The sequence below is a fragment of the Spirulina sp. CCNP1310 genome (assembly GCF_034932185.1).
Lineage (GTDB): Bacteria > Cyanobacteriota > Cyanobacteriia > Cyanobacteriales > Spirulinaceae > Spirulina.
In genome coordinates, this window is record NZ_JAYGHW010000089.1 from 74691 (window position 1) to 100647 (window position 25957).

Below are 25957 nucleotides of genomic sequence, written 5' to 3' on the forward strand. Positions count from 1 at the left end.
GGGTTCAAGAACCGTTAGGTTTTCGTTAAAAGCACCGCTTGGGTATCCTGAAGCTCAAAATCATTGAGATCCTTGAGGGTTAAACCGGGGGAGGCGATCGCCACCTGCCAATCTTCCCCCTCTAATTGCAGCAAGTCCGCCAACTGAATGCGGTGAGCTTTGCCCCCCATGTGAGCCACCATCGCCACCGTTTCCTCTGGTCGCTCCGGATTACTGCGCACACCGTAGAAAATTGTTGCCTCTGGTTCGCTGATTTTGTTAAAGCGATCTGTACCCGATAGGTTATGGCGTAACCAGGGGTAGCGGTGGCGGAATTGGCGGATGCTCAAGTTATAGGCGGTTTGGGTGGGGTTGACCTGGGTTGCATAATGGCCCACATTACAAATTTCATAGCAATCCTCCATAAACCAGCGAGCAAACTGTTTGAGGCGATCGAGATCCATCTTGCTGAGAAATCGTAGCATTCCCGGCCGCCGTAAGCTTTTAATATTAGGGATGTTGCAGGCTTCTTCTTTCCCTTCGATACAGTTACGAATGGCCGCCACCACTGCGGAAATATTGTAATCATTTTCTTCCATGATTGCATTCAGCGCTTTGCTAAATTCTCGCAGTTCGCCAATATCTTTAAAGCCTAAGGATTTCAAGCGGGGAAATGCTTTTTTGCGTTTAAATAGTTCCGGTGTAATTTGCCAGTCTAAAAACCCTGCCTCTTCTGAGACGACCTTCACACCATAGCGTTCATCGGTGTTGCGAAAAAACATCCAAGGGGCGTGGAGCGTGGCATTAATAAAATCCATGGGTAGGCCCGGACTAAACCCATAGACCCAGAGGGTAACGGCGGGATTATCGTAGGCATGGCGCAACACCTCCGGCAATGTTTTGCCCAGATTCCAGTTAATATCCGCATCAGTGCTGACTTGGTTGCCCCGGCGCACGGTGTCATGGTTGGCGCAACCGGTGATCCAGCGATCGCCCTCATACATCACCTCACAAACTCGCCGCCATTTCTTTTCCCATACCCCGTTTAACGTAGGGGTATTATGGGCAAAAATTAACGGCCCCCATTGATAGGCATCGGGCTTGAGTTCAATTAATTCGCGATAGGTGGAAATATCCTCCCAACCCTCTTGGGGCCAGGGGCGGCCATCTTCGTAAATCGTAAATAGCAACCGCTGACAGCCTTCAATTTCCTGTACTAAATCACTCATCGCCAACAGGTAGGCATCATCATATTCAACGCGACCGGATAGGGGATTAAAGAAGCGGAAATCTTGGCCCCCATCGACACGAATACCATCGGCCCCCGTATTAATTTTGCGCCGCTGCATTTCCAAGAAAATCGCCCGCACCATCGGCAACTGATGGTTGAGATCTTGGCCATACATATTCGGCCCCTTGAGGAATTGGTGGGGCAATAATAATTCTGATTGATTATCGGCATGGCCATAGACCAGATCATAAATGACCTGAATCGGCCCTGTGAAAAAATTATGCAATGTGCTAATCAGTTCAATCACTTCATCGGGGCGCAAACTGCTCAACAGGGCTGAATTGGTTGTGCTTGATCCCAAAATGGGGACATCATAGCCCCAATCTTGGGTATTGGGTTTGGTGAGTTCAATGCTGATGATATCTCCCGATTCGCCCGCAAAGGAGAAAAACTCACTTTCGGGGCTATATTCATCGCGATATTCAATGGTTGGCTCGGTGGGCAAAAATTGCACTGCATCGTAGCCGATATAGCTTTCCTCAATGGGGGTGAGGGCTTGGCCTTGGGCGAGTTTTTCGGAAATGGTTTGATAGATTTGGGTGAGTCCCTTAAATGTGCCTTCTTTGGAAGCGGTGCCAATGTGCAATTGGAGGATATTGCGGGGGGCGCGGACGCGGGGGATACGGTGGGTATCGGTGGCGAGGCGGGTATCTTGATCCGGCAGGGCGGAGGCGCTGGTGCGGCGGATGTAGTCGAGATCGGTGCGATTTTTTTGGAGGGTGTCCAGATCGTAGAGTTCCGCTGGGGCGAATACGCCGTAGGGGAGGGAGTGGGCGAGGGGATCACGGATGGCTTGGAGTTGTTCGTTTTGGTCGATGTAGCGGAGCCAGTAGAAGGAGCCGAGTTGTTCAGCGGTGCCGGGGGTCATGCCCTCGATGACACCCCAATGAAATTCCCCCTGTTGGATGAGATTGAGGCGATCGCGCCGAAATTCCACCACCTGCTCTGGTACAGAAACATCGATGGGTTCGAGGGGCGTAAGCACTTCAAAGTAAATTTCCAGCTTCCGCATCACTTGGGCCATGAGTTGCGGTGTCCAAAAGCCAATTTCCACTAAGCCATCTGCGCGGTAATGGGCCCCAAGGCGGGTGGCAATTTTTAAGCCCTTTTCAAAAATCGTCAAGTCGGAATGTTCGACGGCTTGCACCCAGTCTAGGAGTTCTTGGGTGGGGCCTTCAACGCAATGAATGGCCGGTTTTGTGGCAACAGTCACCATAATTTCAAGGATCTCAACAACGGTCTTAGTCACGGCTCGAAGCGCGTTGTTGCACCCTAGCGCAATCTGGATTCTGCCGTCATCTATCTCTAGATAGTGGAGGTGGGGGGATTTTCGGGTAAGGGGCCAGGGGGGTGGGGGCGATCGCATTTTAATCCCCAAGCTCTGGCACTTAACCGACTTTCTCCGTAGCGGTATAATTTTAAAGATGTTGCATCTAAGCTGTCGGAGATTAACCCGTTGAATACCATTTTGACCCTGGGTGGTATTACTATTTTGCCCCTGTTGGCCTTTTCCATGATTGCGGTGGTGCTGATTGGCGAAAGACTGCTTTTTTGGTGGCGGGTTCATCAACAGCAGCGGCGGTTGATGATGACTGTCCTGGCTGCCTATCGAGAAGATCCGCAAGGGGCGATCGCCTACCTTAAAACCAAGCCCAACCTTCCCATTGCCCGCATCTTCCTCGCTGCCCTGATTCTCCCGGAACCCACCCCAGCGGAATTTTCCCTCGCCCTCGAAACCGCTGCCCAGGGGGAACTCCCTATCCTCAAACGGTTTAACACGGTTTTTGAGACGATTATCACCGCCTCTCCCCTCCTAGGGTTATTGGGGACAATCTTGGGGTTAATGCGCACGTTTGTTAATCTTAACTTGGGGGCGCAAACGCTTTTTCAAACGGCGGGGGTGACAAGGGGGATTGCGGAAGCTCTCATTTCTACGGCTGCTGGCCTGATCATTGCGATCATCACCCTCTTATTTGCGAATCTGTTTCGGGGCTTGGCCCGCCGCCAAATGATTCTGATTCAAACCGCTGGCGGTCAACTTGAACTGCTTTATCGCCGTAACTATCGCATCATTGCCCCAGCCCATGAAAAGCAAGAAGGCGATCGCCCCGCTTAATTTTCCTCTCCCTCGTTACTTGGCTTCTGCCTCCTCCCATGGCGGCAAAGCCGCCCAATGCCCATGCCATGGCAGAGCCATGGCACGAGATTTTTAGGGGCGAGGCACAGCGATGGCGCGAGATTTGTAGGGGCGAAAAATTTTTCGCCCCAAATCAAGCGGTAACGGAGGCTTGGGGTTTGGCAAAAATCATCCGACCTGCGGAGGTTTGCAGGGCTGAAGTTACGACGACGGGCAACTCATCGCCTAGATACTCATAGCCCTCCTCAACCACCACCATTGTGCCATCGGCTAAATAGCCAACGCCCTGCTCTGGCTCTTTGCCTTGCTTGAGAATTTTGAGATCGATGGTGTCGCCAGGGAGGTAAATGGGGCGGATCGCTTTGGCTAAATCATTGACATTTAATACGGCTACTTTTTGCAAATTGGCTACCTTGCTGAGGTTGTAATCATTAGTTAATAATGTGCCGTTAATTTCTTGAGAAAATCGCACTAATTTAGCATCAACGGTGTTGACATCATCATAATCGGTGGGGTTGATCAGAATTTTTTCCGGGAAGGCCGTTTGCATTCGTTTGAGAATGTCTAAGCCCCGCCGGCCGCGCATCCGTTTTTGATCATTGGAACTGTCTGCCAATAGTTGCAATTCTTGCAACACAAATTGAGGGATGAGAATTTGCCCTTCAATAAATCCAGTGTTGAGCAGTTCTTCGATGCGGCCATCGATGATGCAACTGGTGTCGAGGATTTTGGTGATGGCGGGCCGGAGTGTCCCCTCGGCGACGAGGAGACTTTCGATGCTGTTGGGGTTGATCAGGCGTAAAAAGGTGCGGCCGTGGGTATCGGCTAACGTTACACCCAGAAAGGAAAACATGACACTGACCAACACCGCTAACATCGGTTTAACGAGGCTTACCTCTTTGGGAATCGGTAACAGAAAGATGGGGGCCAGCATCAGGTTGGCGAGGAGCAGCCCAATCACCCAACCCACAGCGCGGGTGAGGATGACTTCGATGGGCATTTGGCGCACTCTGGTTTCAAGGCGGCGGTAGGTGGTTTGGGCGGTTAACCCTACCGCTAAACCGATGATCGCCCCGAAACTGGCAATGATCAGCCGAACGGCTTCAATGTTGGTGACTTGCAACAACACGTCAGGGGGTACAATGTCGATCGCCTCGTAACCGACCCCAGCTAGGGCCAAAACAAATATGCTGATAATGACGGCATCTATCATGATGATCCCCAAATTTGGGTAATTTTAACGTTAGCCCCGTGGCTAGATTTTACCCATTATATCGGGGCCGGTGGGAGTGGCTTGATTCGGTTTTCTAGACAAGAGCAGTGGGAGCATTCCAATTTGGACAATCGGCCCTCATCCCCCCCGCCCCTTCTCCCAAATAGGGAGAAGGGGAGCCAGATCGAAAGTTCCTCTTTGTGGGAGAGGGATTGGGCGATCGCCTCGGCTTATATTCACCTCCCCTTTTGTCGGCGGCGGTGTTTTTACTGTGATTTCCCGATTGTGGTGGTGGGCGATCGCCCCGATTCCCCGAGCATTCCCGCCTATTTAGGCTTCCTCCAGCAGGAAATTCACCTCACGGCCCAACGCCATCCCCCCCATCCCCTAGAAACGGTGTTTTTTGGGGGTGGCACGCCTTCGCTGGTGGCTCCGGCGCAATTGGGGGAGATTTTGCAGCAATTGGATCAGACCTTGGGTTTAGCGCAGGGGGTGGAAATTGCGATGGAAATTGATCCGGGGACGTTTGATCTGGGGAGATTGCGGGATTATCGGGCAGTGGGGGTGAATCGGTTTAGTTTGGGGGTGCAGGCGTTTCAGGATGAGTTGTTAGCCTCCTGTGGGCGATCGCACAATCTGGCCGACGTAGAAACCGCCCTCGGCTATTTCCACCAAGCCCAGATTGAAAATTTCAGCCTTGATCTGATCTCCGGCTTGCCCGATCAAACCCTGGGGCAATGGGAGGAGTCGTTAAGACGGGCGATCGCCCATCAGCCCCACCATCTTTCCTGTTACGATCTGGTGCTAGAACCCGTCACCCCCTTCGGCAAACGCTACGAACCCGGCACGGCTCCCCTCCCAGAGGATATGCTGACGGCGCAAATGTACCGCACGGCGCAGGCGTTGCTCACGGCCGCCGGTTATGATCATTACGAAATCTCCAACTATGCCCAACCGGGCCACCAATGCCGCCACAATCGCACCTATTGGGAAAACCGCCCCTATTATGCCTTTGGCTTGGGGGCTGCTAGCTATACCCCTGAGGGCCGGTTTACCCGACCCCGCACCCGTGCTGATTATTTTGCTTGGGTGGAAGCGGGAGCGATGCCAGTGGTGGAGGAGGTTGGGGAGAGCGATCGCCTCTTGGAAACCCTGATGTTAGGGTTACGACTGACAGAAGGGATTGCCTGGGAACGCTTCACCCCCGTTGAACAGGCCCAAATTCGTGCCACCCTCGCCCCCTATGCGGCTCAGGGTTGGGTGAATCTAGGGGGCGATGGGTACGCTAGCGCGGATGGGTACGCTAACGCGGATGGGTACGCTAGCGCGGATCGCCTTGCCCTCACGGATCCAGAAGGGTTGCTCTTTTCCAATACAATTTTGGCCAGCCTCTTTGCCCAATTCGACCCCTAACCTGGCCCCCATGTCCCCCGAACAAGAACAAGCCATCCTCAAGCTTCGCCAGCAAAATTTCACCCCCCGCCAAATTGCCGCCCATTTGGGGCTAAGGGTGTCGGCGGTGCGTTCAGTGGTGGCGGCCCATGGGGAGGGGCCGGTATTTACGCTGGCCAGCAAGGGGGAATTGCCGCCGGTTCATGAATGTTTGGTCAGTGCAGATTGTGGGCGTTATTTATGCGGAGATGCCCCCAAAACGATGCCTGATAGTTGTTTGGGTTTAGTGTTGATTGCGCGGCTCAAAGGCTATGATCGGGTTTCGGTTTGCACCTATTTAGTGGATTATCTTTGTTTGGGGGTTAAGGATACGATGGGGCCGAGACAAATGGAGCGGGAGGAATATCCTGATTTTGTTAAAGCGTTTTATCAAGCTTTTCCCGATGGCGCGGAATCGGTGGAATTGCAACAGGCTCAGGCGATCGTTTTTGGGGCGGTGGAATATGCGGCGCGGTTGGGATTTCAACCCCATGAGGAGTTTGAAAAGACGCTTTATCATCTGGGGCCTTGGGGGGGAGAGCCACAGCTACAGTTTGGTTATGAGGGCAAACCGCTGTATATCAATGGCCCCTATGATGACAGTCGGGCGGTGATTAAGCAGTTAGAAAACCGGGTGGGCCGGGGGGAATTTAACTATATTTTGGGGATTGGTTAAGGGTATCTCGTTATCTCGTTACTTGGCTTTGCCAAGTAATGCTTCCCCGGAAGCTCTGCCTCCCCCAATGGCGGCAGAGCCGCCTAATGCCCATGCCATGGCAGAGCCATGGCACGAGTCGTGGATTTTGGCTAAAATGGCACAATTTAACCAGATCCTCACTACCCCCTCAATCCCATGATTGCCCAAACCCAGCCGAAAACCTACACCCCTGAGGAATACCTCGCGTTGGAGGAAGTGGCGGATCAACGCCACGAATATATTGATGGAGCAATTATCCCGATGGCCGGCGGCACGACAAATCATAATAAAATCGCCCTTAACTTTTGTCGGCGGTTTCCCCTGACGATTGACGAACAAGACTATGAAGTCTATATGAGCGATGTCCGGCTCTGGATTCCCGATGTGCGCCGCTACACTTACCCCGATGTGATGATCGTCGCTGCTCCTACGGAATATTACGATTCATCGCAGACGACGATCACTAACCCGATTGTGATCATGGAGATTCTTTGTCGATCACTCCAAAATGATCATAGATTTCCCCGATTTAAGCTTTTTCGATCCATACCGACGCTTCAGGAATACATCTTGATTCATGAGTACAGCCCTTGGGTTGAGCAACATATCCGCAATGGCCAGGGGGAATGGTTGCTGAGGGATTATGAAGGCCAGGGGGCTGAATTAAAATTGGCAACGGTGGATTTTGTGATCGCCCTTTCCGACCTCTACGATCACATCCCCTTCCCCCCCGAACCGACGATCAGCGAATCTTGAGCATTGGTAAATTTGGCTTCAAGGCGATCGCATTGATTTTGATACCATGGTAGCTCTTCCCTTCATCTACCCTGAGCGCACCATGACCACCACTGTTCGTTTACCCTTGGTGAACCGCGATCGCCTGCTGCAAAGCATTGAAGATCTCAGCAATATTGGCCGTCTCCCCCAGGGGGGCGTGCGCCGCATTGCCTATAGTCCCGAAGATTGCCAGGCCCGCCATTGGATTCATGGCCAAATGCGCGATAGTGGCATGGATGTCCGCATTGATACCGCCGGGAATATCATCGGCCGCTATCCGGGGCAACAGGATGACCTCCCCGTCCTCGCCACCGGCTCCCATATTGATACCGTCCCCAGTGGTGGCCGCTATGATGGGGCCTTTGGCGTGTTGGCCGGGATTGAGGTGGTGCGATCGCTCCATGATCAGGGCCACCGTCTCCATCACCCCATTGAGGTAATGGTGTTCACCGATGAAGAAGGGAGCATGATTGGCAGCAAAGGGATTTCCGGCCGCGTCTTTCCCGATCCTGAATATTACCGCCGCCCCAATGGGGAAGCGATCCAAACCTGTTTAGCCCGCATCGGTGGCAATTGGGACTACATCAAGCAAGCCCAACGGCAACCGGATGAAATTGCCGCTTTTATTGAACTCCATGTGGAGCAGGGGCCAATTTTAGAATCGATGGAGAAGCAGATCGGCGTAGTCGAGGGCGTTGTGGGCCAGCATCGCTATCAAATTACCGTCCTAGGTCAGGAAAACCATGCGGGAACAACGCCGATGTATATGCGCTGTGATGCACTGGTGGCGGCGGCCAAGGTGGTGCTGGCGGTGAATGAGATTGCGACGATGCCGGGGCAGCAGGTGGCCACGGTGGGTCAAATGCAGGTTTATCCCAATGCGGCCAACGTCGTGCCGGGCAAAGTGGAAATGAGCCTTGATATTCGCGACCTTTCTAATTTGCACATTGACCGATTATTGGCGCAATTACATTTGCATATTCAAGAAATTGCGATCGCCACGAATACAAAAATCAGTTTTGAACGCCGTCTGCGTAATGAGCCAGCCCTAGCGGAAACCCATTTACAAGATATGATTGCCCAAGTGAGCGAGGGCTTAAATCTTTCCTATACCTATCTCCCCAGCCGCGCCAGCCACGATGCCCAAGAATTGGCCAATGTTACGGATATGGGGATGATTTTTGTTCCCAGTGAGTCGGGTTTGAGCCATTCGGAATTAGAATATACTTCCCCCGATGAATGTGTTCAGGGGGCGAATGTGTTGTTGCATACGCTGATCCGGTGCGATCGCCACTACCTCAACCCAGACCGCGCCACCAGTTAGCAGGACTGATCGGGGATCGGGTTGTAGAATTGACGGGCGTAGGGGCGTTGGCGTAAGCCTGCCGGAGGCACAAAAATTTTTCGCCCTTGCGACTGAAAAAGTTTGCTACGATGGAGACCATTAAACAAGTCTAGAGTGTTCTGGATCATGGAAATTTCATTACAGCCAGAGTTAGCGCAGTTTTTAACGGAGCAAGTTGAGCGCGGTCTTTTTCCCTCGGTTGATGTAGCCGTTAATGAAGGTGTGCGTTTATTGCTGCGACAAAAGTTACTTTATCAAGAGCGTTTTGAAGAGCTACAAAAAGAAATCATGCGAGGTGTTGCGGATTCAGAACGAGGTGATGTGATTGTGGGAGATGTTGTATTTACGCAGTTGCGGGATCGACTAAACAAGCATAAGCAAGAAGGATAATAATGAGTCGAGTTTATGTTTTTACTCGTACAGCTATTCACGATCTAGAGTTGATTTTAGATCATTTAGCAGTGGTATCTAGCATCAATCGTTCTGAGGATTTTTTGAATCGACTGAATCAATTGTGTTCAAAACTATTGGCTTTTCCAAAAATGGGACGCGCACGTCATGAATTATTACCTAACTTGCGTAGTTTTCCCCTTGATGATGTTTTGATTTTTTACCGTCCTACTGAAATGGGAATTGAAATCTTACGAGTTGTCAGTAGCTATCGTGATTTAAGGGCATTATTTGAAGATCATGATCTCTAAACATGGAGGTTTTCGTGAAATATAGATAAATTTTGCCCCATCTTTAAAATAAATTTATGCGGACTAAACAAAGCCTGATCGGACTGTTGATTTTTTGCCTCGTCGTCACTGCGGGCGGGGTCTATCTTTTAGGAGGTTTAGATCAGGAAAGGGTGGAAATTTGGCTCACTGAAGCCGGGTTTTTGGCCCCCTTGATCTATATCCTTCTCTATACCCTTGGCACATTATTGATCCTCCCTTCCACCCCTTTGAACTTGGCAGGGGGGGCAATTTTTGGGCTGTGGTGGGGGACGCTGTGGACGAGTTTGGCGGCGGTGATTGCGGCGGGGGTGGGGTTTGGGTTTACGCGCACTTGGGGACGGGATTGGATGGCGGCACGGTTGCGGGGGCAATGGGAGGCCATGGATGCCGAAATTCACCACGGCGGGCTATTTTATCTATTTGCGATCCGGCTGTTGCCTTTGATTCCCTACGGGGTTGTCAATTTTGCGGCGGGTTTGACGGCGATTCGCACCAGAGATTATGCGATCGCCACGCTCCTCGGTACGGTTCCCGGCATCCTCCCCTTTGTGATGATGGGGTCAGGGTTACAGGCCTTGCGTCAGGGGGAAATTTTGCCGATTTTATTCGCCCTCAGTTTAACGGGGTTATTAGTCGGGGGTGCAACCTGGTATCGCCGCCGCCGTCAGCCGCCTAAAGTCTGTAAGCCACCCCAAGATTGATCGGGCTGTGCCGTTGGGTCATCATCAAATGCAAAAGCCTAGCCTCTGGAGGCTAGGCCGATGGGATGGAAAGGGACAGGTTAAGAATGCTGCATCATTTCGCGATAGCACCAACGCACGAGGCTAAAACCGACGATCAGTTTCACCAGTTCCAGGCCCCAATAGCTGACTTGCATCGCCATCATGGACGAGGGGAAACCGGCGCAGGGGGCAAGCCAATTTAAATTGAGGCCCACACCGCTCATCAGGGGAGTTAAAGCATAGGTGTAGATGAGGGCGATCGCCAGCAACACCGTACCCGCGCCTAAAAATAACCATTCCTGTTGACGGTTGAGGCGATGGCTCGACCAGAGGGCAAGGCAAGCGGTGAGGACGCAGGCCCCACAGATCAGTTCTAAATGGTTAAAGGCTTCAAACAGAACATAACCAGCACTGGCAAAATCACTTTGCATCATCATGCCGGAAACATACAAGCTGGGAATAATCACACCATCGAGGAGGAGGCTGCCACTGAGCCAAAAACCGAGGGTGAAGAGAATTAGCGCGGGCCAATTCAAGCGAGAAATGGAGGGGATAATACCGGAACGCATGATGGAACCTTGATTGCATCTATAGTTTTAGCCTAGCCAATTTTGTCGGGTTTCTGTGTCAATAATCATTAAGCAGGGGGCGGGGGGCAAAAACTCTGTAAGTAATCAGAACAAATTAACTGAGTGAGCAGTGAAAGTTCCGGTAATTACCGTTATGGGATTTAGATTCAGTCCCCCCCAAGGGAGAAACTGGGACGTGCCTGGGGCTGTCCCTCGCTGCTGAGTAGGGTTGAAAAATTTTTGTGCCTCCGGCAGGCTTACGCCAACGCCCCTACGGCAGATCAACGCTACAACCGGATTGCGGATGAAAGGCTGATCTCCTCCCTGGGATGTACCCGATTAAAAACTGCTAAACTTTTGGAGGTATCAATTAACCTTTGTTGTGTTAACCAGCTATGTCCAAGCTCAGTGATTATTTTTCCAACAACAGTCGATTTTCTCTACCCCTGCGCTCAGTTTTACTGATTCCGTTTCTCGTACAGATCACCATTGCGGTTGCGCTCACGGGCTGGCTGGCTCTGCGCAATGGCCAAAGGGCGATTAATGATCTGGCATTTCAGTTGGAAGAGGAGGTGAGCGATCGCATCAATCTACATCTTGATCAATACTTAGAAACTCCCCATGCGGTGAACCAAGTTAACGCCGATGCGGTGGATTTAGGATTACTAGATTTGCGGGATTTTGTGGGGGCAGGCCAATATACTTGGCGGCAGATGCAGGTGTTTGATGTGGGCTATATTTACTATGTGTTGGCCACTGGGGAATACGCCGGGGCGGGTATTTTCCAAGACCCGAACAATGTCACCATTGATGAACTCTCCGCTAACACGGGTTGGCTTTCCAATGCCTATGCTACGGATGACAAGGGGAATCGCACGAAACAGATTTCTTCCTATGATAACTATCGACCCCAGGAGGAAGCGGCCTATCTGGATGCGATCGCCGCGAAAAAACCCACCTGGAGCGCTATTTATCAATGGGATAATTTCCCCGATGTGATTTCCATTTCCGCCAGTTATCCCCTCTACACCGCAACCAATGATCTCATCGGTGTATTAGTGACAAATTTACGGCTTTCACAAATTGGTGAGTTTTTGCAGGGGGTGAATGTCAGTGAATCGGGGGAGGCTTTTATCATAGAGCGCAATGGGTTATTGGTGGCTAGTTCTGCGGAGGCTCCCGCCTATGCCATTGAGGAGGGCAAAGCCCAACGCCTCGCCGCTGTTGACAGTGCCGACCCCATGATTCAATCCACGGCTACCTATCTATTGGCACATTTTGAAGATTTCAGCCGGGTTGATCAGCCCCAAAGACTAACGTTTGGGGAGGGTCAAAATCGGCAGTTTGTCCGCATTAGCCCTTGGCGGGATCAGTATGGTTTAGATTGGCTTGTGGTCGTGACAATGCCAGAGTCGGATTTTATGGCGCAAATTCATGTCAATACCCGCAATACGGTGTTGCTCTGTATTGTTGCTCTTTTGGTTTCGACGTTGTTGGGCATCTATACTTCCCGTTGGATGAGTGAGCCGGTTTTAGCGTTGGGGAAAGCTTCACGGGCGATCGCCACTGGGGATTTAGCGCAACAAGTTCCCTCTCCTAAAATTAAGGAACTCCGGGATCTCTCGGAATCTTTTAATCAAATGGCGGCGCAATTGCGTCAATCCTTTGAAAATTTAGCCGCAACCAATGAGCAATTGGAGCAGCGAGTAGATGAGCGCACTGCGGCTTTAAAAACCGCTTTAGCGGATCTCCAAGCCACTCAAACCCAAATGATTCAGGCGGAGAAGATGTCAAGTTTGGGGCAGTTGGTGGCGGGGGTGGCCCATGAAATTAATAATCCGATTAATTTTATCCATGGCAATTTAACCCATGCCGATCAATACATATCGGCATTCATTGAGATCTTTCAAGCCTATCAGCGCGAATATCCCGAACCCTCTCCGGCGCTTCAGGAGCAATTGGAGGATTTGGATTTGGATTATATTCTTGAGGATTTTGTCAAGTTGCTTGCGTCGATGAAGGTGGGGAGTGAGCGGATTCGGGAGATTATCAAGTCTTTGCGGACGTTTTCCCGTTTGGATGAGGCGGAGGTGAAGGAGGTGGATCTCCATGCGGGGATTGATAGTACATTAATGATTCTTCAGCATCGGCTGAAGGGGAAAACGGAGCGACCAGAGATTGAGGTGGTGAAGGATTATGGGAATTTGCCGTTGGTGGAATGTTATTCAGGGCAATTGAATCAGGTGTTTATGAATATTGTGGCCAATGCCATTGATGCTTTTGATGAGGTGAATGAGGGGCGTTCCTTTGCGGAAATTCAGGAGAACCCGAATCGGATTACCATTCGCACGGCGGTTTTGGATGGGGATTGGGTGGAGGTGGCAATTTCTGATAATGGCCGGGGGATGAATGCGGTGGCCCAATCGCGTTTATTTGATCCGTTTTTCACGACGAAGCCCATTGGCAAGGGGACGGGTTTGGGGTTATCGATTAGTTATCAAATTGTGACGGAGAAGCACGGGGGCAAGTTGTTGGTGGATTCGGTGTTGGGGAATGGTAGCCGGTTTCTGATCCACATCCCGATCCGTCAGCCCCAAGCGCATACTTGATTGGATAGCGGGGATTTGGATTTGGCGAGCAGTCCTTGCTGAGTTCATCTCAAGTACCCCGTCGAGTTTCAGTCCCCTTAGCGGGGATTTGGATTTGGCGAGCTTCCCAAATTTATACTTCGACATTGAAGGGGTAGAGTTTCAGTCCCCTTAGCGGGGATTTGGATTTGGCGAGGTAGATGCGACCGCTCCTATTGCCAATGAACTTAAAAAGTTTCAGTCCCCTTAGCGGGGATTTGGATTTGGCGAGTTAGTGATCAATTACAATTCTCCGATGACGATACGTTTCAGTCCCCTTAGCGGGGATTTGGATTTGGCGAGGTGATCCGCTTGTCAGGATTCGCAAGCGGATGCAAGCTTGGTTTCAGTCCCCTTAGCGGGGATTTGGATTTGGCGAGACGACAAAATCAAGGTCTACAAAACCCCCATCAAGTTTCAGTCCCCTTAGCGGGGATTTGGATTTGGCGAGAATAAATCGAAGCTAATTCAATGCTTCAGATGGCTCAAGTTTCAGTCCCCTTAGCGGGGATTTGGATTTGGCGAGTATTCACTCAAGAGGTAAACACCATGACCGCTCAGTTTCAGTCCCCTTAGCGGGGATTTGGATTTGGCGAGGAAAATGTATGTGAAGTTGTAGACTTTGGGAAAGGTATGTTTCAGTCCCCTTAGCGGGGATTTGGATTTGGCGAGTTACGAGATCAACTGCCTTTTTGAAAAAGATGCAGTGTTTCAGTCCCCTTAGCGGGAATTTGGATTTGGCGAGGTTACATTAGAAGAAAATAATGCCTTAGCAGGTATGTTTCAGTCCCCTTAGCGGGGATTTGGATTTGGCGAGTTACCAAGTGCAGGGAATTTGAATAAATTTAAACGGAATAAGTTTCAGTCCCCTTAGCGGGGATTTGGATTTGGCGAGTTACCCGACACTATCGAAATGGGGTTCGCGATCCCGTTTCAGTCCCCTTAGCGGGGATTTGGATTTGGCGAGAAAACTCAAGAGGAAAATGACTACTTACTTTGGTCTGTTTCAGTCCCCTTAGCGGGGATTTGGATTTGGCGAGCATTGATTGATAAGCATTGCCAGCGTCCCTTAAAGTTTCAGTCCCCTTAGCGGGGATGGATGATTGCGGACCAGCTCTAACTCTGGCTGACGTTACAACGGGTATGTTTCAGTCCCCTTAGCGGGGATTTGGATTTGGCGAGGTATAGTGCGCCTTGGCGTTATTGCACCGTTAACACTGTAGGGTTTCAGTCCCCTTAGCGGGGATTTGGATTTGGCGAGGTAATGATTACGCCGATGGGTATCACGGCAGCAGCAAACTTTCAGTCCCCTTAGCGGGGATTTAGGTTTAAAGAACTAACTATTTAATTTTCAAGGTTCTGAAAAAATTCTTTCACCCATCCTAACACCACACCCCCCATCCTTCAACCCCCTAACCATACAACCGCAACACCTTCGGCCGAGAACGATCGCCCCCCTTCCCCCCAGACACATCAACACAAACATGACCCATCCCCCAACCCGTTTTGCGTCCCACCCCCGCAAACTCCCCAAACCGAGCCAACCGCAGCGCGATCGCTCCCATCTCCCCCGCCGGGAACTCATAGCGCACCCAACCCACCGCACCAATCTCCGTCAACCCATGCAAAAACAACGGCACTGTTTTTAACTCATAGGCCGCCACCCGTCCCCCCCAAACCACCGGGGGTAAATGCCACTCCAACGGCGACCAATGATTCCACCGCCGCAACAACCCCCCAAACACCAACTCCGGCAACGGAAACGGCTGAATCCCCCCCTCCTGCTTAAAACTCGTCGGGGAAATGAACCGTAAACCCAACGATTCCCCCCCTGCTAAATCCATCAACTCCTCCCAACTACACCGCCGCAACCGCTCCACCCCCACCACCTGACAAGCCACCTTCGTCAGCATCAACCGTTCCCCCCACTGCTGCCCCAACCCCCACAACAACGGAGCCAATAACTCCCCCTGTAATAAGCCAATTTCCAAATACAACCGCCGATCGCCCTCCAGCCGGGGATACAGTCGCCAGGGACAAGGCGATTGATCATGGAGCCGCTGGGCTAAGGCCGGATCCGCCCGCTTAAACCAATCCAACACCAACGCCTGACAAGCCCGCCCGATCTCCTTCGGGAAAGGCCTCTCCCCCTGTAACTCAACCCTGATCATCTGTAACGGCTTCGCCTCCCGCTCCAACCCCCGCACCCGATAAACCCCCTCCCCCCAAGCCACCGTTCCCCCCGCCAGGATTTGGGCCGCGATCGCCCCCGCCGCCGCCCCATAATCCTCCGGTTGCCGCAACGCCAAAAACACCCCCTCCCCCCAAGGAATCAAACCAAAGGGCATCGGCAACCAATCCGCCAAAGGAATCGCGGGTTCCGCCGCCGGGGCTGGGGTGAGGGTTAAGCTTAAACCGTAGAGCATGGGAAAAAAGGGGCGATCTCCTGCGGGGATCGACAAAAACCTCAATCGCTTCATCCCCGACAGGGAACGGTGCCACCAGAGGGAACACTGCACCTCCCTGGGAATGAGACAGCCGCACCGCTTCTCTAGCATACCGATCCCTGGAAGCCCCCCCTTCCAAACCCTCAATCTTGATAAAAACCGTATTCCTCCGCCACTTCCTGCCCCATTTGTTGCCGCAATGCCGGGGGATACAACACCTCCCCATGGGGCCGCCATGCCCTTAACCGCTGCAACACATTCACATCCCCCATCCGATACATCGCCTGATAATAGGCATCTTGGGGCGATCGCCGCGCCAATAATGCCCCCACCCTCGCCACCGCCGCCGCTGGCTCCCCCCGCTGCGTCAACAGCCGGACAATTTGCCCATAGCCAATGGGTTTAAACGTTGCGTGGCGATCGCTATGGTGGATATACCCTTCGGCAAACTGGCGTTCAAACCGCAAAATCATCAGGGCCGCCGGTTGATAAAAATCAAAACCCCAGGCCTGATCCTGAGCAATGGCGATCGCCTCAGGTGAGGGCAAAGCCCCCTGCTCATAGGCCGTCCGCAAAAACGCCGGAATCGCCCCATCCTCCCAACGGAGTCGCTCCATGGCTGCGAGGCGATCGAGGCGATAGTTGCACCATTGCCCCCCCGGTTCCGTTGATTCCCCATAGGTGCAGAGATACACCGAACGCCGCACATAATAGATGCAAATCGGATACACCACCCGCCGTATTACCCGCCGTAATCGCGCACTGCGATAGGTCAGCCGCAGGGGAGGAATGGGGGTTTCTAACCACATCGCCTTTAACGCCGCCTGCCAATCCTCCACCTGATCCAACGCCTGAGGAGGCACAATATAATCCACCTCCACAAAAAAACGCCGCTGCCCCTTGAGCGGCTCCCACAAATTATCCACAATCGCCTTTAAATCTTCATTCACCAACGGCAAACTCACCCCCTCCCCCTCACCCCAGGGCAACCGCTCCACCCGCTGATAATCCCCTGCCCCCTGTTGCAATCCTCCCAAGGCCACCAAATCCTTCAGATCCGCCGCCAAAGAACGCCGCGTCACTGCAAATAATTTCACCCCTAGCACCGCCGCCACCCGCTCCCGCTCCAACCTGACCGCCTCACTCACTTCCTCCACCCAATCCGCCCCTTCGATCCCCAGTTCCCCCGCTAACCATTGGCCCACCGTCCGCTGACAGGGACAAGCGGGGTCATGCTCCCCCGGTAAGGCATCGGAATGGGGATGGCTGGGGGCGAAAAAGCGATCGCGCCATTGGGCTAGGGTAAAGGCCCGGGGCAAATTCAGGGCATTTTCTCCGTAGAGGATCTGCAACCAAGCCCAGAGGCGGATCGCTTTGGTGAGGTTTTGGGCCAGGGGAACACGGGCTAAGGTTTGCAGAAAATCGGCGGTGGGCGGACAATTGAAGGGTTCCATGGGAGCGCAGGGCGGAGCGTCCCTTAGAATACCAAAATTGGAAGTCCCGGCTTCCAGTCCCCTGTTAAAGTCTTAATAGCCCTTTTCTCTCTTCCCTATGGCCGCCGTCGCTCTTCAATGTATCCCCCACCATACCCACAGCGGTTTAGCCTATCAACACCTCCATTTCCGGATCACCACGCCCAACGGCATCATGACTCCGACGGATTTGGCAGATCTCAAGCTTCCCCCTGGCCTGGACTATAGCCAGGGCATTGTTTTGGAGGGGAAGGGGCCAATCTGGCTCTACGGTTATCTCGTCCATGAATGCCATCCGGCGGCCTGGGTGGGCTGCTATGACCCGCGTTTGGGGGCGATCGTCATTTCTACCCATACCCCCAACCTCAATGTTGGCGAAGTGTTTAAGTTAGAGTTACCGGCTGGAATTTTAGCCTAAGCTTGGCGCTCATTTTTTCTCCTTTCTCCTGCCATGGTTCCTCTTCCCAGTTTTGTGGTTCATGAGTCCCTCGGTATTGAGGGCAGTTATCAAACGCTGAGTCTTGGCCCAGAAGGGCATTTTGAGCCGGAGGCTTTGCCCGCCTATTTGTTGCCGCGCCTCGATCGCCAGCGGGGGGTGATTATTTCAGGGAAAGCACCGGTCTGGCTCTATAGCTATTGGGTGGGGCAGTTGGGGGCTTGGCCTTGGGTGGCTTGTTTTGACCCGAAGTTAAGCGGGGCGGTGGTGGTGAGCAGTCGGGTGGCGGCTTGGCCAGTGGGGCAGGTGATTCCGATCGCATTTAATACGGCTCCCTGTGGGGCGATTTTAATTGGGGGGCCGCCCAATAGTGGCAAGAGTACGTTAGCCCATGGGTTACGGCAACGGTTGATGACGATGCGGCCGGAGTTGCGGTTATATCTGCACCGGGCCAACTGGGATGGGGAGGGGAGCCATACCTATGAGAATCCTGATCCCCTGTTGGCAAAGCAGTTGGCGAATTTGAGTAAGTATAAAATTCATCTTCAGGGGGAGGGGGAGCGTTTGGTGGCGCAATATTTTGCTTATCAGGGGGAGGCGATCGCCAATATCCGCCGCTGGCGAGATTTAGTGTTGGTGGATGTGGGGGGCTGGCCGGAGCCGACGAAGGGGCCGGTGGTGGCGCAATGCACCCATTCGATTGTGATCAGTCGTGATCCGGCAGCGGTGGGGGCTTGGCATGATTTATGCCAAGGTTTACAACCCTTAGCGGTGATCCACAGTGTCCAGCAGGATTGTTTGGAAGTGCTTCAGGAGGAACCCTATCTAGAGTTAATCGCTGGCCCCTGGGTGCGAGGGTGTGCAATTCCCGATGAATTGTGCGATCGTGTCCTCTCCATCTTGCCCCAATCTGCTAAAAACCCCCCTTTTTAAGGGGGGCAGGGGGGATCTTCTACAAACCTTAGTTTAAACAGTAAAACCAGGAGAAAAACCATGCAAACTATCATTATGACTGTAGGCACATCCCTACGCACTAACCCTGACCTCGATTTACCCAATGAACAAAAACGCCCTTGGGTAGGGAACAAAGATAAACGTAAAGATCAGCGTATTTTTAGCAGCATTGATGAACCTTTAACTTGGATGAAAACGGCGGAGTTTGAACTGATTAGCGCAGAAACTAATACCCTGTGGCGACTTGATCCAGATAAAAATGATCGCATTCTCCTCCTCCACTCTGCTACTCCCTCCGGTCAAGAATGTGCAGAAGTGCTACAAAATTACTTTAAAACCTGCCTCGGACAGAATTATGTTGATATTGAACCTATTCCTGATATTAACTATGAACTGGATGAGTCAGGTTCAGCGTTAGAACAAATGGCGAGTCTTCTGCGGGAACGTATTCAACAAGGGGATGGAAATGTCACCTTGGCCGCAACGGGAGGATTTAAAGCACAAACAATGGTGATAGGATTGGTGGGAAATGCTTTGGGTGTGCCTGTTTGCTATATTCACGAAGCTTATAAGGCATTGGTTTATTTGCCCTATATTAACACCAGTGGACAACCGGAACAACGGGTTCAGCGTAACTATGGGGGCAATTTAACAGACTCTGGACGACCTCGTAATCAAGTGATTCAATTGCAAGGGGAAAAACAAGGCCATCATCGCCCTAAAAGTTGGAAAAAAGTTGAGAAAATTCTGCAAGATTTACCTTGGGTTGATTTAGTTCGTTTTGACCCTCAAGCCTTTTCTGCTCCTAAAAATGGGGTTAAAGGTTCACCACGGGATCTGGATGATGGGCGTAAAGTGCTTTGGCTACATTTACATGAAAGTGATCAATCTCATATCGCTGTTTCTATTGAAACAACGGGTCACACCCCAGAACATTTGAAAGCGGCAGCGACTGAATTACGGGAACGTCTAGGTCGTATTTTCTAAGGCAAGCGAGATCGCCCCCGTTATTTGCCCTTCATTCGCCTAAACTATAGCAATTTCTAGAGCCATGCGGTACAAAGATCCCCCTCAATCCCCCTTCTGCCAAGTAACGCATTCCCGGAGGGCTTCTGCCTCCATCCACACCAGCGGCAGATCTGCCAAAAGAACGGTGATCATCCTGATTTAAAGGAGCGAAACAATGGTTTTAACACAAACACCTGCCCTCAGTTTAGAAGCCTTCCTACAACAACCTGAAACCAAACCCCCCCAAGAATATATCGAAGGTCAAATCTACCCAAAACCCATGCCCAAAGGACAACATAGCCGCATTCAAACCCGGCTCACTACCGCCATTAATGCCGAAAGTGAACCCGAAAAAATCGCCATGGCCTTTACTGAACTGCGGTGTACCTTTGGGGGGCGATCGCTCATTCCCGATATTAGCGTCTTCAACTGGCCAAATATCCCCCTCAACCCCAACGGGCAAATCGCCGACCTTTTCCTACTCCCCCCCACCTGGACAATTGAAATTCTTTCACCAGAACAGCCCCCGATCCGCGTTATGAATAACATCCTGTTTTGTTTAGATCATGGCAGTGAACTGGGGTGGCTCATTGATCCCCAAGAGCAAGCCGTAGCTACCTTTCAACCCGGCAAACAACCTGAAATTTATCAAGGCGATCGAATCCTTCCCACCTTAGCAAACCTTCCACAACTTCACTTTTCCCCGACAACAATCTTTGATTACCTCAATCTTTAAATCTTATTTAAGAATTCCCATTTTTTCCCACCCATAATTACAGTCAGTTACCATCATTGATTATGAACAAATCCCTAGCCCATACCGCCGCCCTCGCCGCCATACAAGCCGCCGTCCATTGCTTGCTCGGTCAAACCCATGACGCTACTGATCCCGCCGTCAAAGCAGCACAAAACCATCTTTCCTGGCCAAAATCTCCCCACTTTCAACCCCTCAAACTCATCTTTGATCGCATTGATCTTGGCAAAAATAATGGCCGTAACCATTACTGGCCCATTCAAACCCTTGAAACCACCGCAAACCATTGCCCCCCCATTCCCTACCCCGTAGGCCAAAAACCCGACAACCTTGAAACCTGGCTCAAAGATATTCGCCAAGAAATCACCCTCAACCCCGAAGACTGGGACAACCTACCCCTGCTCACCTTAATTGTGGAAAAATACGGCTCCTTCATTAGCATCACCGATAACGATACCGCCTTCACCGACCTTGCCCGCTCCACCGCCGCCCTCGCCGCTGCCCTTGCTGACAATCCCCAAAACGAAAACGTTACGCTCATTGGTGGCGATCTTTCCGGCATCCAAAAATTCATCTACACCATTTCCTCCGACGGAGCCTTAAAATCCCTCCGCGCCCGGAGCTTCTACCTCGAACTTGTCACCGAAGAAGTGGTTCAACAACTGCTCACCGCCCTCGACCTCCCCCGTACCAGCATCATCTACGCCGGTGGCGGCAACCTATATCTACTGGCCCCCGATCAACCGCAATTAACCAAAACCATTGAACAGGTTCAACAAAAATTCAACAATTGGCTATTTCAAGAATTTCAAGGCAAAGTTTTCCTAGCTTTAGCCGATCACGGCATTAAAGTTTCAGACTTGACCACCGATGAACTCGGCAAAGTCTGGAAAGAAATTCCTCAAAAACTTGCCATTCAAAAACAACAGAAATTCAATGACACTCTAGAAAATTTACTCGCCATCGAAGATAGCTTTAACCCCCCTTGCCAAGTATGCCACCGCGATGATACTCAAGACTTAAAGCCCCTTTCCATAGATAGTGAAACCCTCGCCTGCCCAACTTGTCGCACTATGTATAAGGTGGGAGACTACTTATTTGATGTTGAAACCATTGTGCGTTCAACACAAGAAAAAAAAGATGTCAATATTTTTCCTTTAGTTTTTAAGTTTGAAGATCAAACAGTTTACTACTATCCTTCTTTAAGTGAAAAACTAATTACACAGGAAATCGATTCGGTTTTACTGGTCAATAGTTGGGATATCAAACGGTATCAATTTAAAAAGTATAAAAACCCTGTATCTTTGTTTTTGGGACAATACGGCCAAGAAAGTGAGGAAAAACCTAAAACCACAATGCAGGCCCAAGAATTTGCGGAAAAAGCTGAAGGCATTCCCCGCGTGGGCTATTTGCGGATGGATGTGGATAATTTGGGCAAAATTTTTGCCCAAGGTTTAGGGGAATATTGCAATTTACCGCGTTTGGCGAGTTTGTCGCGGATGATGACGTACTTTTTTAAAGTGTATCTGAATAGTTTGGCGGAAAACCGAGCAGCCAATACGGTAGGCTTTGAAAAATTGACCGAGGAAGATAAACGCCTTAATCTCTTGTTTATTTATGCGGGGGGGGATGACCTATTTATTGTTGGGGCATGGGATGAAGTGGTAGCTTTTGGTTTTGATGTGTACCAGAGCTTCCGAGCCTATACCGGCAAAAATCCTGATATTACCCTTTCTGGCGGTGTCAGTTTAGCCACCGCCAAGTTTCCCCTTTATCAAGCTGCCAGTGAATCAGGAGACATGGAGGAACAAGCTAAAGGCAATGGGCGGGATAGTTTTGGTTTATTTGGTCAAGCCTTTAAATGGGATGAATGGCTGGGAGATGCCAAAATCATTGCAAAGTTAAGCCTGAGTGAAAATGAAACACTCGAAAAATATCTTAATGGAGTAAAGCCGCCCCTGTTTGGTATTTTACCCTTGGTGCAGAAATTAAATGAATTGAATGCAGAAAATAAATTATCCCGTGCTTTTGTTCGTAACCTGTTGGATACGGCAAGGCTCCAGGATTTAAAAATTCAAGATATAGAGCGCAAGAATATACAACATGATCGCATTGAAGATGTTCGTTACTATCTGCATTTGCCTAAAATTGCCTATACCATTTCCCGTTTACCCCATGAATTAGATGAACGCTTAAGCCAATCGCTAAAAAACCCTTATAATGCTCCCTATTTTAAGGCGATCGCCACTTGGCTCGAATGTTTAAACCGTCAATCTCGCAAGGAGGATTAAGTGATGACTATTACGCAGCTTGAAGTGTTAACATTTAGTGAGTATCTCAATTATAATGATGGAGGTGATAGCCTTTATGAGTGGGAAGATGGAGGGTTAATTGTTGTGAATCCCCTCAGTTTAAACCATGCTTTAATGATCCGGTTGTTGATCAATCAATTTGAGGGAGAAATTGCCCGATTGATGCAGCCCTGGTTAACGTTATCAATGGTGGGGATACGAACGGCGATGAATCGCAGTCGGGTTCCAGATTTGATGGTGGTGACGCGGGATCAGGTTGATCCATTGGGGCCAGCAGTGTTGGAATCTGCGCCGCTGTTGGTGGTGGAGGTGGTCAGCCCAGAATCACGGGTGCGCGATTATCGCTACAAGCGTTCTGAATATAGTGTGGTAGGGATTGCGGAATATTGGATTGTTGATCCCCAAGACGCAAAGGTTACTGTTTTATTTCTAGAGGAGGGTTTCTATGAGTTAAGCGAATTTACCGGATCGGATCAGATCGTTTCTCGTCTGTTCCCCCATTTATCACTGTCCAACAAGTTCTACAAGGATAAAGCTATGCCACAAACAAGGTCAACAGATCGACGCACACCTCCCCCTGAAATGCCTGAGGATATTAGTAAAACTATCAAGACGTACATTGGCAATCTAGGCTCACTGAAAGACTATGAAATTCGGCAATTGGTGAAACACGCTGAAGACTTTGGGCCGTATCTAAAAAACCAAAGGTTAGAGACGAATCAGATTCGTAAATTTCTCGATGCTATCAATCGGATCAAGGCTCAAACCATTCAAGATGATGGCCAAAAAGTTACCTTTGATGCCATTGAAACTGAAATTGTTCTACTCAAGCCCAAACTCGCCTATGCTGCTGCTCGGCAACTGGCAGTTAAACCTTTGAGCGAGGTGATGTCTATCGCCATTGACAAAACGCAAGATCTTGAAGATTTTGCGCGTCTGGTTCAATTTATTGAATCTACCATTGCTTACCATAAAGCCCAAGGAGGCCGTTAATCATGCCTGTTGTTGAAAAACCTCAAAAACAATTACTCGGTAAATTGGTGATCACCAGTGATTTAGTTGTTAAAACTGGCCTTCATATTGGTGGCGGCGGTGAAAATTTAGATATTGGTGGCTTGGATAAGCCCGTTATTCGTGATCCAATTACTCAACATCCCTATTTGCCGGGTTCATCGATCAAAGGTAAACTTCGAGCAATTTTAGAACGGTTGCACGAAAAACAATTAAATCGTCCAGGGGGATCTAAAACCTATCGCTATGAAAGTGATGATTTGGAAGATGGTTATAGTGATTTAGGTCGTGATCAGTTTGTGCCATTTCAAGGAGCAAGCCATTGTCCTGTGAGTCGTGTTTTTGGTTCAACCGGATCAAAATGTTGTCTTAAGCCGGAAGTCGTTCGAGAAGCAGAGTTAGAAAATAAGGGTGAGGTAACGATTGAGGGCAAAACTTATATTCGTACTAAAGGGCGTAATCATCCTGCACGGTTAATTGTGCGTGATTGTCATCTTAAGCAAGAGTCTGTTGACCAGCTTAAAGAAATTGATACGGGTTTATACATGACAGAATGGAAATTCGAGAATGGTATAGATCGGATCACATCAGCCGCAAATCCTCGTCAGCTTGAACGGGTTCCCGCTGGGGCAAAATTTGAGTTTGAGATGGTTTATACTGTTGAAGATGTGGAGCAAGCAAAAGAAGATTTGAAAAATCTTGCCATTGCTTTAGCAGTTCTGGAAGATGATGCGCTAGGGGGGCATGGCTCACGGGGCTATGGCAAAATCTTGTTTGAAAACTTCAAAGCAGAATATCGTAGTATTGATTTTTATCAAAAGAAAGTCGATGCTGCCGATCAAGAAAAATTAGAACCTTCGGGTGAACCGATTCAAAATATTTCTCAACTATTGGATCGGTTTAGTGAAATTACTGGGTTATTGGGTGAGGGATGATGGATAACTGGTATTTAGTCCGGTTGGATTTTGGCCAAAATGTGGCGCATTTTGGCCGGGTGGGGATTGGTTTGGAGGAGACGAGCGATCGCCTCCCCTCCGATAGCCTTTTTAGTGCGCTGATCAGCACCTATGCCCGCATCTATCCAGAGCATCTAGGGAGCTTGCTGGATGCAATTAATGGCCCTAAACCCCCCTTTCGCCATAGTTCCACCTTCATCTACGTTCGGAATCAAGAAACCTATCGTTACTATCTCCCCAAACCCCTCAGCTTCCCGAAAAATTACCAAACCGATGATAACCTAACCCTCACCAAAGCCTATAAAAAACTAGCCTATCTTCCCTTAGAAGTTTGGCAATCTTGGTATCAAGGAGAAGGCTTCACTAAAGCGGATGGAGATGAAATCATTGCCCATGCCCAAGCTCAATCTTCCCAAGAAAATAGGCTACAAAAATTGGGAATGTTTGACTATGGCAAAACCCATCGCACCGCAAAGTTACCCAAGGTTTCCCTAGATCGCATCACCCAAGCCAGCAACTTCTACCATACCAAGGTTGTTCAGTTTCAATGCGAATTCAAAGAAGCTGAATCTCAAAAAACGCAATCTGGAAAGCGTCAACCTGAAAAACAAGCGGGTCTCTATTTTCTCCTCCACTTCCCCCAAGCTAATCCAGAACTGATGGATCAATTAAAAACAGTTCTGTCTGTTTTGGCGGATGAAGGAATTGGTGGGGAACGCTCTAGCGGGGCGGGTCGGTTTACGTTGGATTGGGTGAAAACGTTGCCGGAAGCGTGGCGATCGCTCCTCCAATTTGCCAAGCCCAACGCCTATAGTTTGCTCAGTTTATTTTGGAATGATCAAAAGGATGAATTAAGCCAAATTAAGGAAGACAAGAATGCCCGTTATGAATTCCAAGACCGGGGGGGCTGGGTTTCCAGTTCTCCCACTGGCATTCAGGAGCGGCGCAAAAAAGTACGGATGTTTAGTGAAGGCTCGGTTTTTGCCTTTCCTCCTCAAGGTCGTTTAGCGGATGTCACCCCGCCCAGATTTAACGCCCACCCGGTCTATCGCAGCGGCCTCGCTCTCAGTTTACCTATCTCTATTGATCTGCAATAA

General features: G+C 50.3%; 22 protein-coding genes, 1 pseudogene and 1 CRISPR repeat array. Of the genes and pseudogenes, 18 read left to right on the forward strand and 5 right to left on the reverse strand.

Annotation, left to right across the window (positions count from 1 at the left end):
* Positions 1–14: 14 nt before the first annotated feature.
* Positions 15–2483 (reverse strand): glucosylglycerol hydrolase, encoded by a 2469-nt coding sequence (gene gghA, locus VB712_RS14335; protein WP_416236358.1) that lies wholly within the window; start codon positions 2481–2483, stop codon positions 15–17.
* 243 nt (positions 2484–2726) lie between these two features.
* Between gghA and VB712_RS14340 the strand changes: the two genes are divergently transcribed.
* Positions 2727–3386 carry a MotA/TolQ/ExbB proton channel family protein gene (locus tag VB712_RS14340; RefSeq protein WP_323255860.1) on the forward strand — a complete coding sequence of 220 codons (660 nt, stop codon included), beginning with the start codon at positions 2727–2729 and terminating at the stop codon, positions 3384–3386.
* A 154-nt stretch (positions 3387–3540) separates the two neighbouring features.
* Here VB712_RS14340 and VB712_RS14345 read toward each other — a convergent pair whose 3' ends face one another.
* Positions 3541–4620 (reverse strand): PIN/TRAM domain-containing protein, encoded by a 1080-nt coding sequence (locus VB712_RS14345; RefSeq protein ID WP_323255861.1) that lies wholly within the window; start codon positions 4618–4620, stop codon positions 3541–3543.
* Between the two features lie 198 nt (positions 4621–4818).
* Here VB712_RS14345 and hemW point away from each other — a divergent pair, with 198 nt between their 5' ends.
* The 7 genes from hemW (at position 4819) to VB712_RS14380 (ending at position 10293) form a co-directional block, all read left to right on the forward strand.
* Positions 4819–6033: a radical SAM family heme chaperone HemW gene (gene hemW, locus VB712_RS14350; protein WP_323255863.1), complete on the forward strand. Its 1215-nt coding sequence runs from the start codon at positions 4819–4821 to the stop codon at positions 6031–6033.
* Positions 6034–6043: 10 nt separating this feature from the next.
* The gene (locus VB712_RS14355) at positions 6044–6727 is read left to right on the forward strand and encodes a hypothetical protein (RefSeq protein WP_323255864.1); all 684 of its coding nucleotides are present in this window, start codon (positions 6044–6046) and stop codon (positions 6725–6727) included.
* Positions 6728–6904: 177 nt separating this feature from the next.
* A complete protein-coding gene (locus VB712_RS14360; RefSeq protein WP_323255865.1) occupies positions 6905–7504 on the forward strand; it encodes a Uma2 family endonuclease in 600 nt (199 codons plus the stop codon).
* A gap of 82 nt (positions 7505–7586) precedes the next feature.
* On the forward strand, positions 7587–8849 hold the full coding sequence (locus tag VB712_RS14365) for a Zn-dependent hydrolase (protein WP_323255867.1): 1263 nt from the start codon (positions 7587–7589) through the stop codon (positions 8847–8849).
* Between the two features lie 147 nt (positions 8850–8996).
* Positions 8997–9260 carry a hypothetical protein gene (locus tag VB712_RS14370; RefSeq protein ID WP_323255868.1) on the forward strand — a complete coding sequence of 88 codons (264 nt, stop codon included), beginning with the start codon at positions 8997–8999 and terminating at the stop codon, positions 9258–9260.
* A 2-nt stretch (positions 9261–9262) separates the two neighbouring features.
* A complete protein-coding gene (locus VB712_RS14375) occupies positions 9263–9571 on the forward strand; it encodes a type II toxin-antitoxin system RelE/ParE family toxin (RefSeq protein WP_323255869.1) in 309 nt (102 codons plus the stop codon).
* A 56-nt stretch (positions 9572–9627) separates the two neighbouring features.
* Positions 9628–10293 (forward strand): TVP38/TMEM64 family protein, encoded by a 666-nt coding sequence (locus VB712_RS14380; protein ID WP_323255871.1) that lies wholly within the window; start codon positions 9628–9630, stop codon positions 10291–10293.
* Positions 10294–10373: 80 nt separating this feature from the next.
* On the opposite strand, the gene VB712_RS14385 is transcribed toward VB712_RS14380, so the two are convergent.
* The gene (locus VB712_RS14385; RefSeq protein WP_323255873.1) at positions 10374–10883 is read right to left on the reverse strand and encodes a hypothetical protein; all 510 of its coding nucleotides are present in this window, start codon (positions 10881–10883) and stop codon (positions 10374–10376) included.
* Between the two features lie 395 nt (positions 10884–11278).
* Here VB712_RS14385 and VB712_RS20535 point away from each other — a divergent pair, with 395 nt between their 5' ends.
* The gene (locus VB712_RS20535) at positions 11279–13492 is read left to right on the forward strand and encodes an ATP-binding protein (RefSeq protein WP_416236353.1); all 2214 of its coding nucleotides are present in this window, start codon (positions 11279–11281) and stop codon (positions 13490–13492) included.
* 65 nt (positions 13493–13557) lie between these two features.
* Positions 13558–14551: a CRISPR direct-repeat array (repeat unit 37 nt; unit sequence GTTTCAGTCCCCTTAGCGGGGATTTGGATTTGGCGAG).
* Positions 14552–14922: 371 nt separating this feature from the next.
* Here the strand turns inward: VB712_RS20535 and cas6 are convergent.
* Together cas6 and VB712_RS14395 are read right to left on the reverse strand one after the other, a co-directional pair.
* Complete coding sequence (cas6, locus tag VB712_RS14390; RefSeq protein ID WP_323255874.1) at positions 14923–15936, reverse strand: CRISPR system precrRNA processing endoribonuclease RAMP protein Cas6; 1014 nt, start codon at positions 15934–15936, stop codon at positions 14923–14925.
* Positions 15937–16100: 164 nt separating this feature from the next.
* On the reverse strand, positions 16101–17411 hold the full coding sequence (locus VB712_RS14395; protein ID WP_323255876.1) for a TIGR03985 family CRISPR-associated protein: 1311 nt from the start codon (positions 17409–17411) through the stop codon (positions 16101–16103).
* A gap of 97 nt (positions 17412–17508) precedes the next feature.
* Between VB712_RS14395 and crn3 (VB712_RS14400) the strand changes: the two genes are divergently transcribed.
* The 9 genes and pseudogenes from crn3 (VB712_RS14400) to csm4 all read left to right on the forward strand — a co-directional run bounded on the left by crn3 (VB712_RS14400) (position 17509) and on the right by csm4 (position 25957).
* Positions 17509–17847 (forward strand): CRISPR-associated ring nuclease Crn3/Csx3, encoded by a 339-nt coding sequence (gene crn3 / locus VB712_RS14400; protein WP_323255878.1) that lies wholly within the window; start codon positions 17509–17511, stop codon positions 17845–17847.
* 33 nt (positions 17848–17880) lie between these two features.
* A complete protein-coding gene (crn3, locus tag VB712_RS14405; protein WP_323255880.1) occupies positions 17881–18798 on the forward strand; it encodes a CRISPR-associated ring nuclease Crn3/Csx3 in 918 nt (305 codons plus the stop codon).
* A 60-nt stretch (positions 18799–18858) separates the two neighbouring features.
* Positions 18859–19806: a putative CRISPR-associated protein gene (locus VB712_RS14410; RefSeq protein ID WP_323255882.1), complete on the forward strand. Its 948-nt coding sequence runs from the start codon at positions 18859–18861 to the stop codon at positions 19804–19806.
* Between the two features lie 196 nt (positions 19807–20002).
* Positions 20003–20563: a Uma2 family endonuclease gene (locus VB712_RS14415; RefSeq protein ID WP_323255884.1), complete on the forward strand. Its 561-nt coding sequence runs from the start codon at positions 20003–20005 to the stop codon at positions 20561–20563.
* 62 nt (positions 20564–20625) lie between these two features.
* Complete coding sequence (gene cas10 / locus VB712_RS14420; RefSeq protein ID WP_323255886.1) at positions 20626–22872, forward strand: type III-A CRISPR-associated protein Cas10/Csm1; 2247 nt, start codon at positions 20626–20628, stop codon at positions 22870–22872.
* A gap of 3 nt (positions 22873–22875) precedes the next feature.
* Positions 22876–23394: pseudogene (locus VB712_RS20540) on the forward strand (Uma2 family endonuclease); the annotation flags it as partial.
* An 81-nt stretch (positions 23395–23475) separates the two neighbouring features.
* Positions 23476–23886 (forward strand): type III-A CRISPR-associated protein Csm2, encoded by a 411-nt coding sequence (gene csm2 / locus VB712_RS20545; RefSeq protein ID WP_416236359.1) that lies wholly within the window; start codon positions 23476–23478, stop codon positions 23884–23886.
* 2 nt (positions 23887–23888) lie between these two features.
* On the forward strand, positions 23889–24839 hold the full coding sequence (csm3, locus tag VB712_RS14430; RefSeq protein ID WP_323255890.1) for a type III-A CRISPR-associated RAMP protein Csm3: 951 nt from the start codon (positions 23889–23891) through the stop codon (positions 24837–24839).
* Positions 24839–25957 carry a type III-A CRISPR-associated RAMP protein Csm4 gene (csm4, locus tag VB712_RS14435; protein WP_323255892.1) on the forward strand — a complete coding sequence of 373 codons (1119 nt, stop codon included), beginning with the start codon at positions 24839–24841 and terminating at the stop codon, positions 25955–25957. The genes csm3 and csm4 overlap by 1 nt, the downstream gene beginning before the upstream one ends.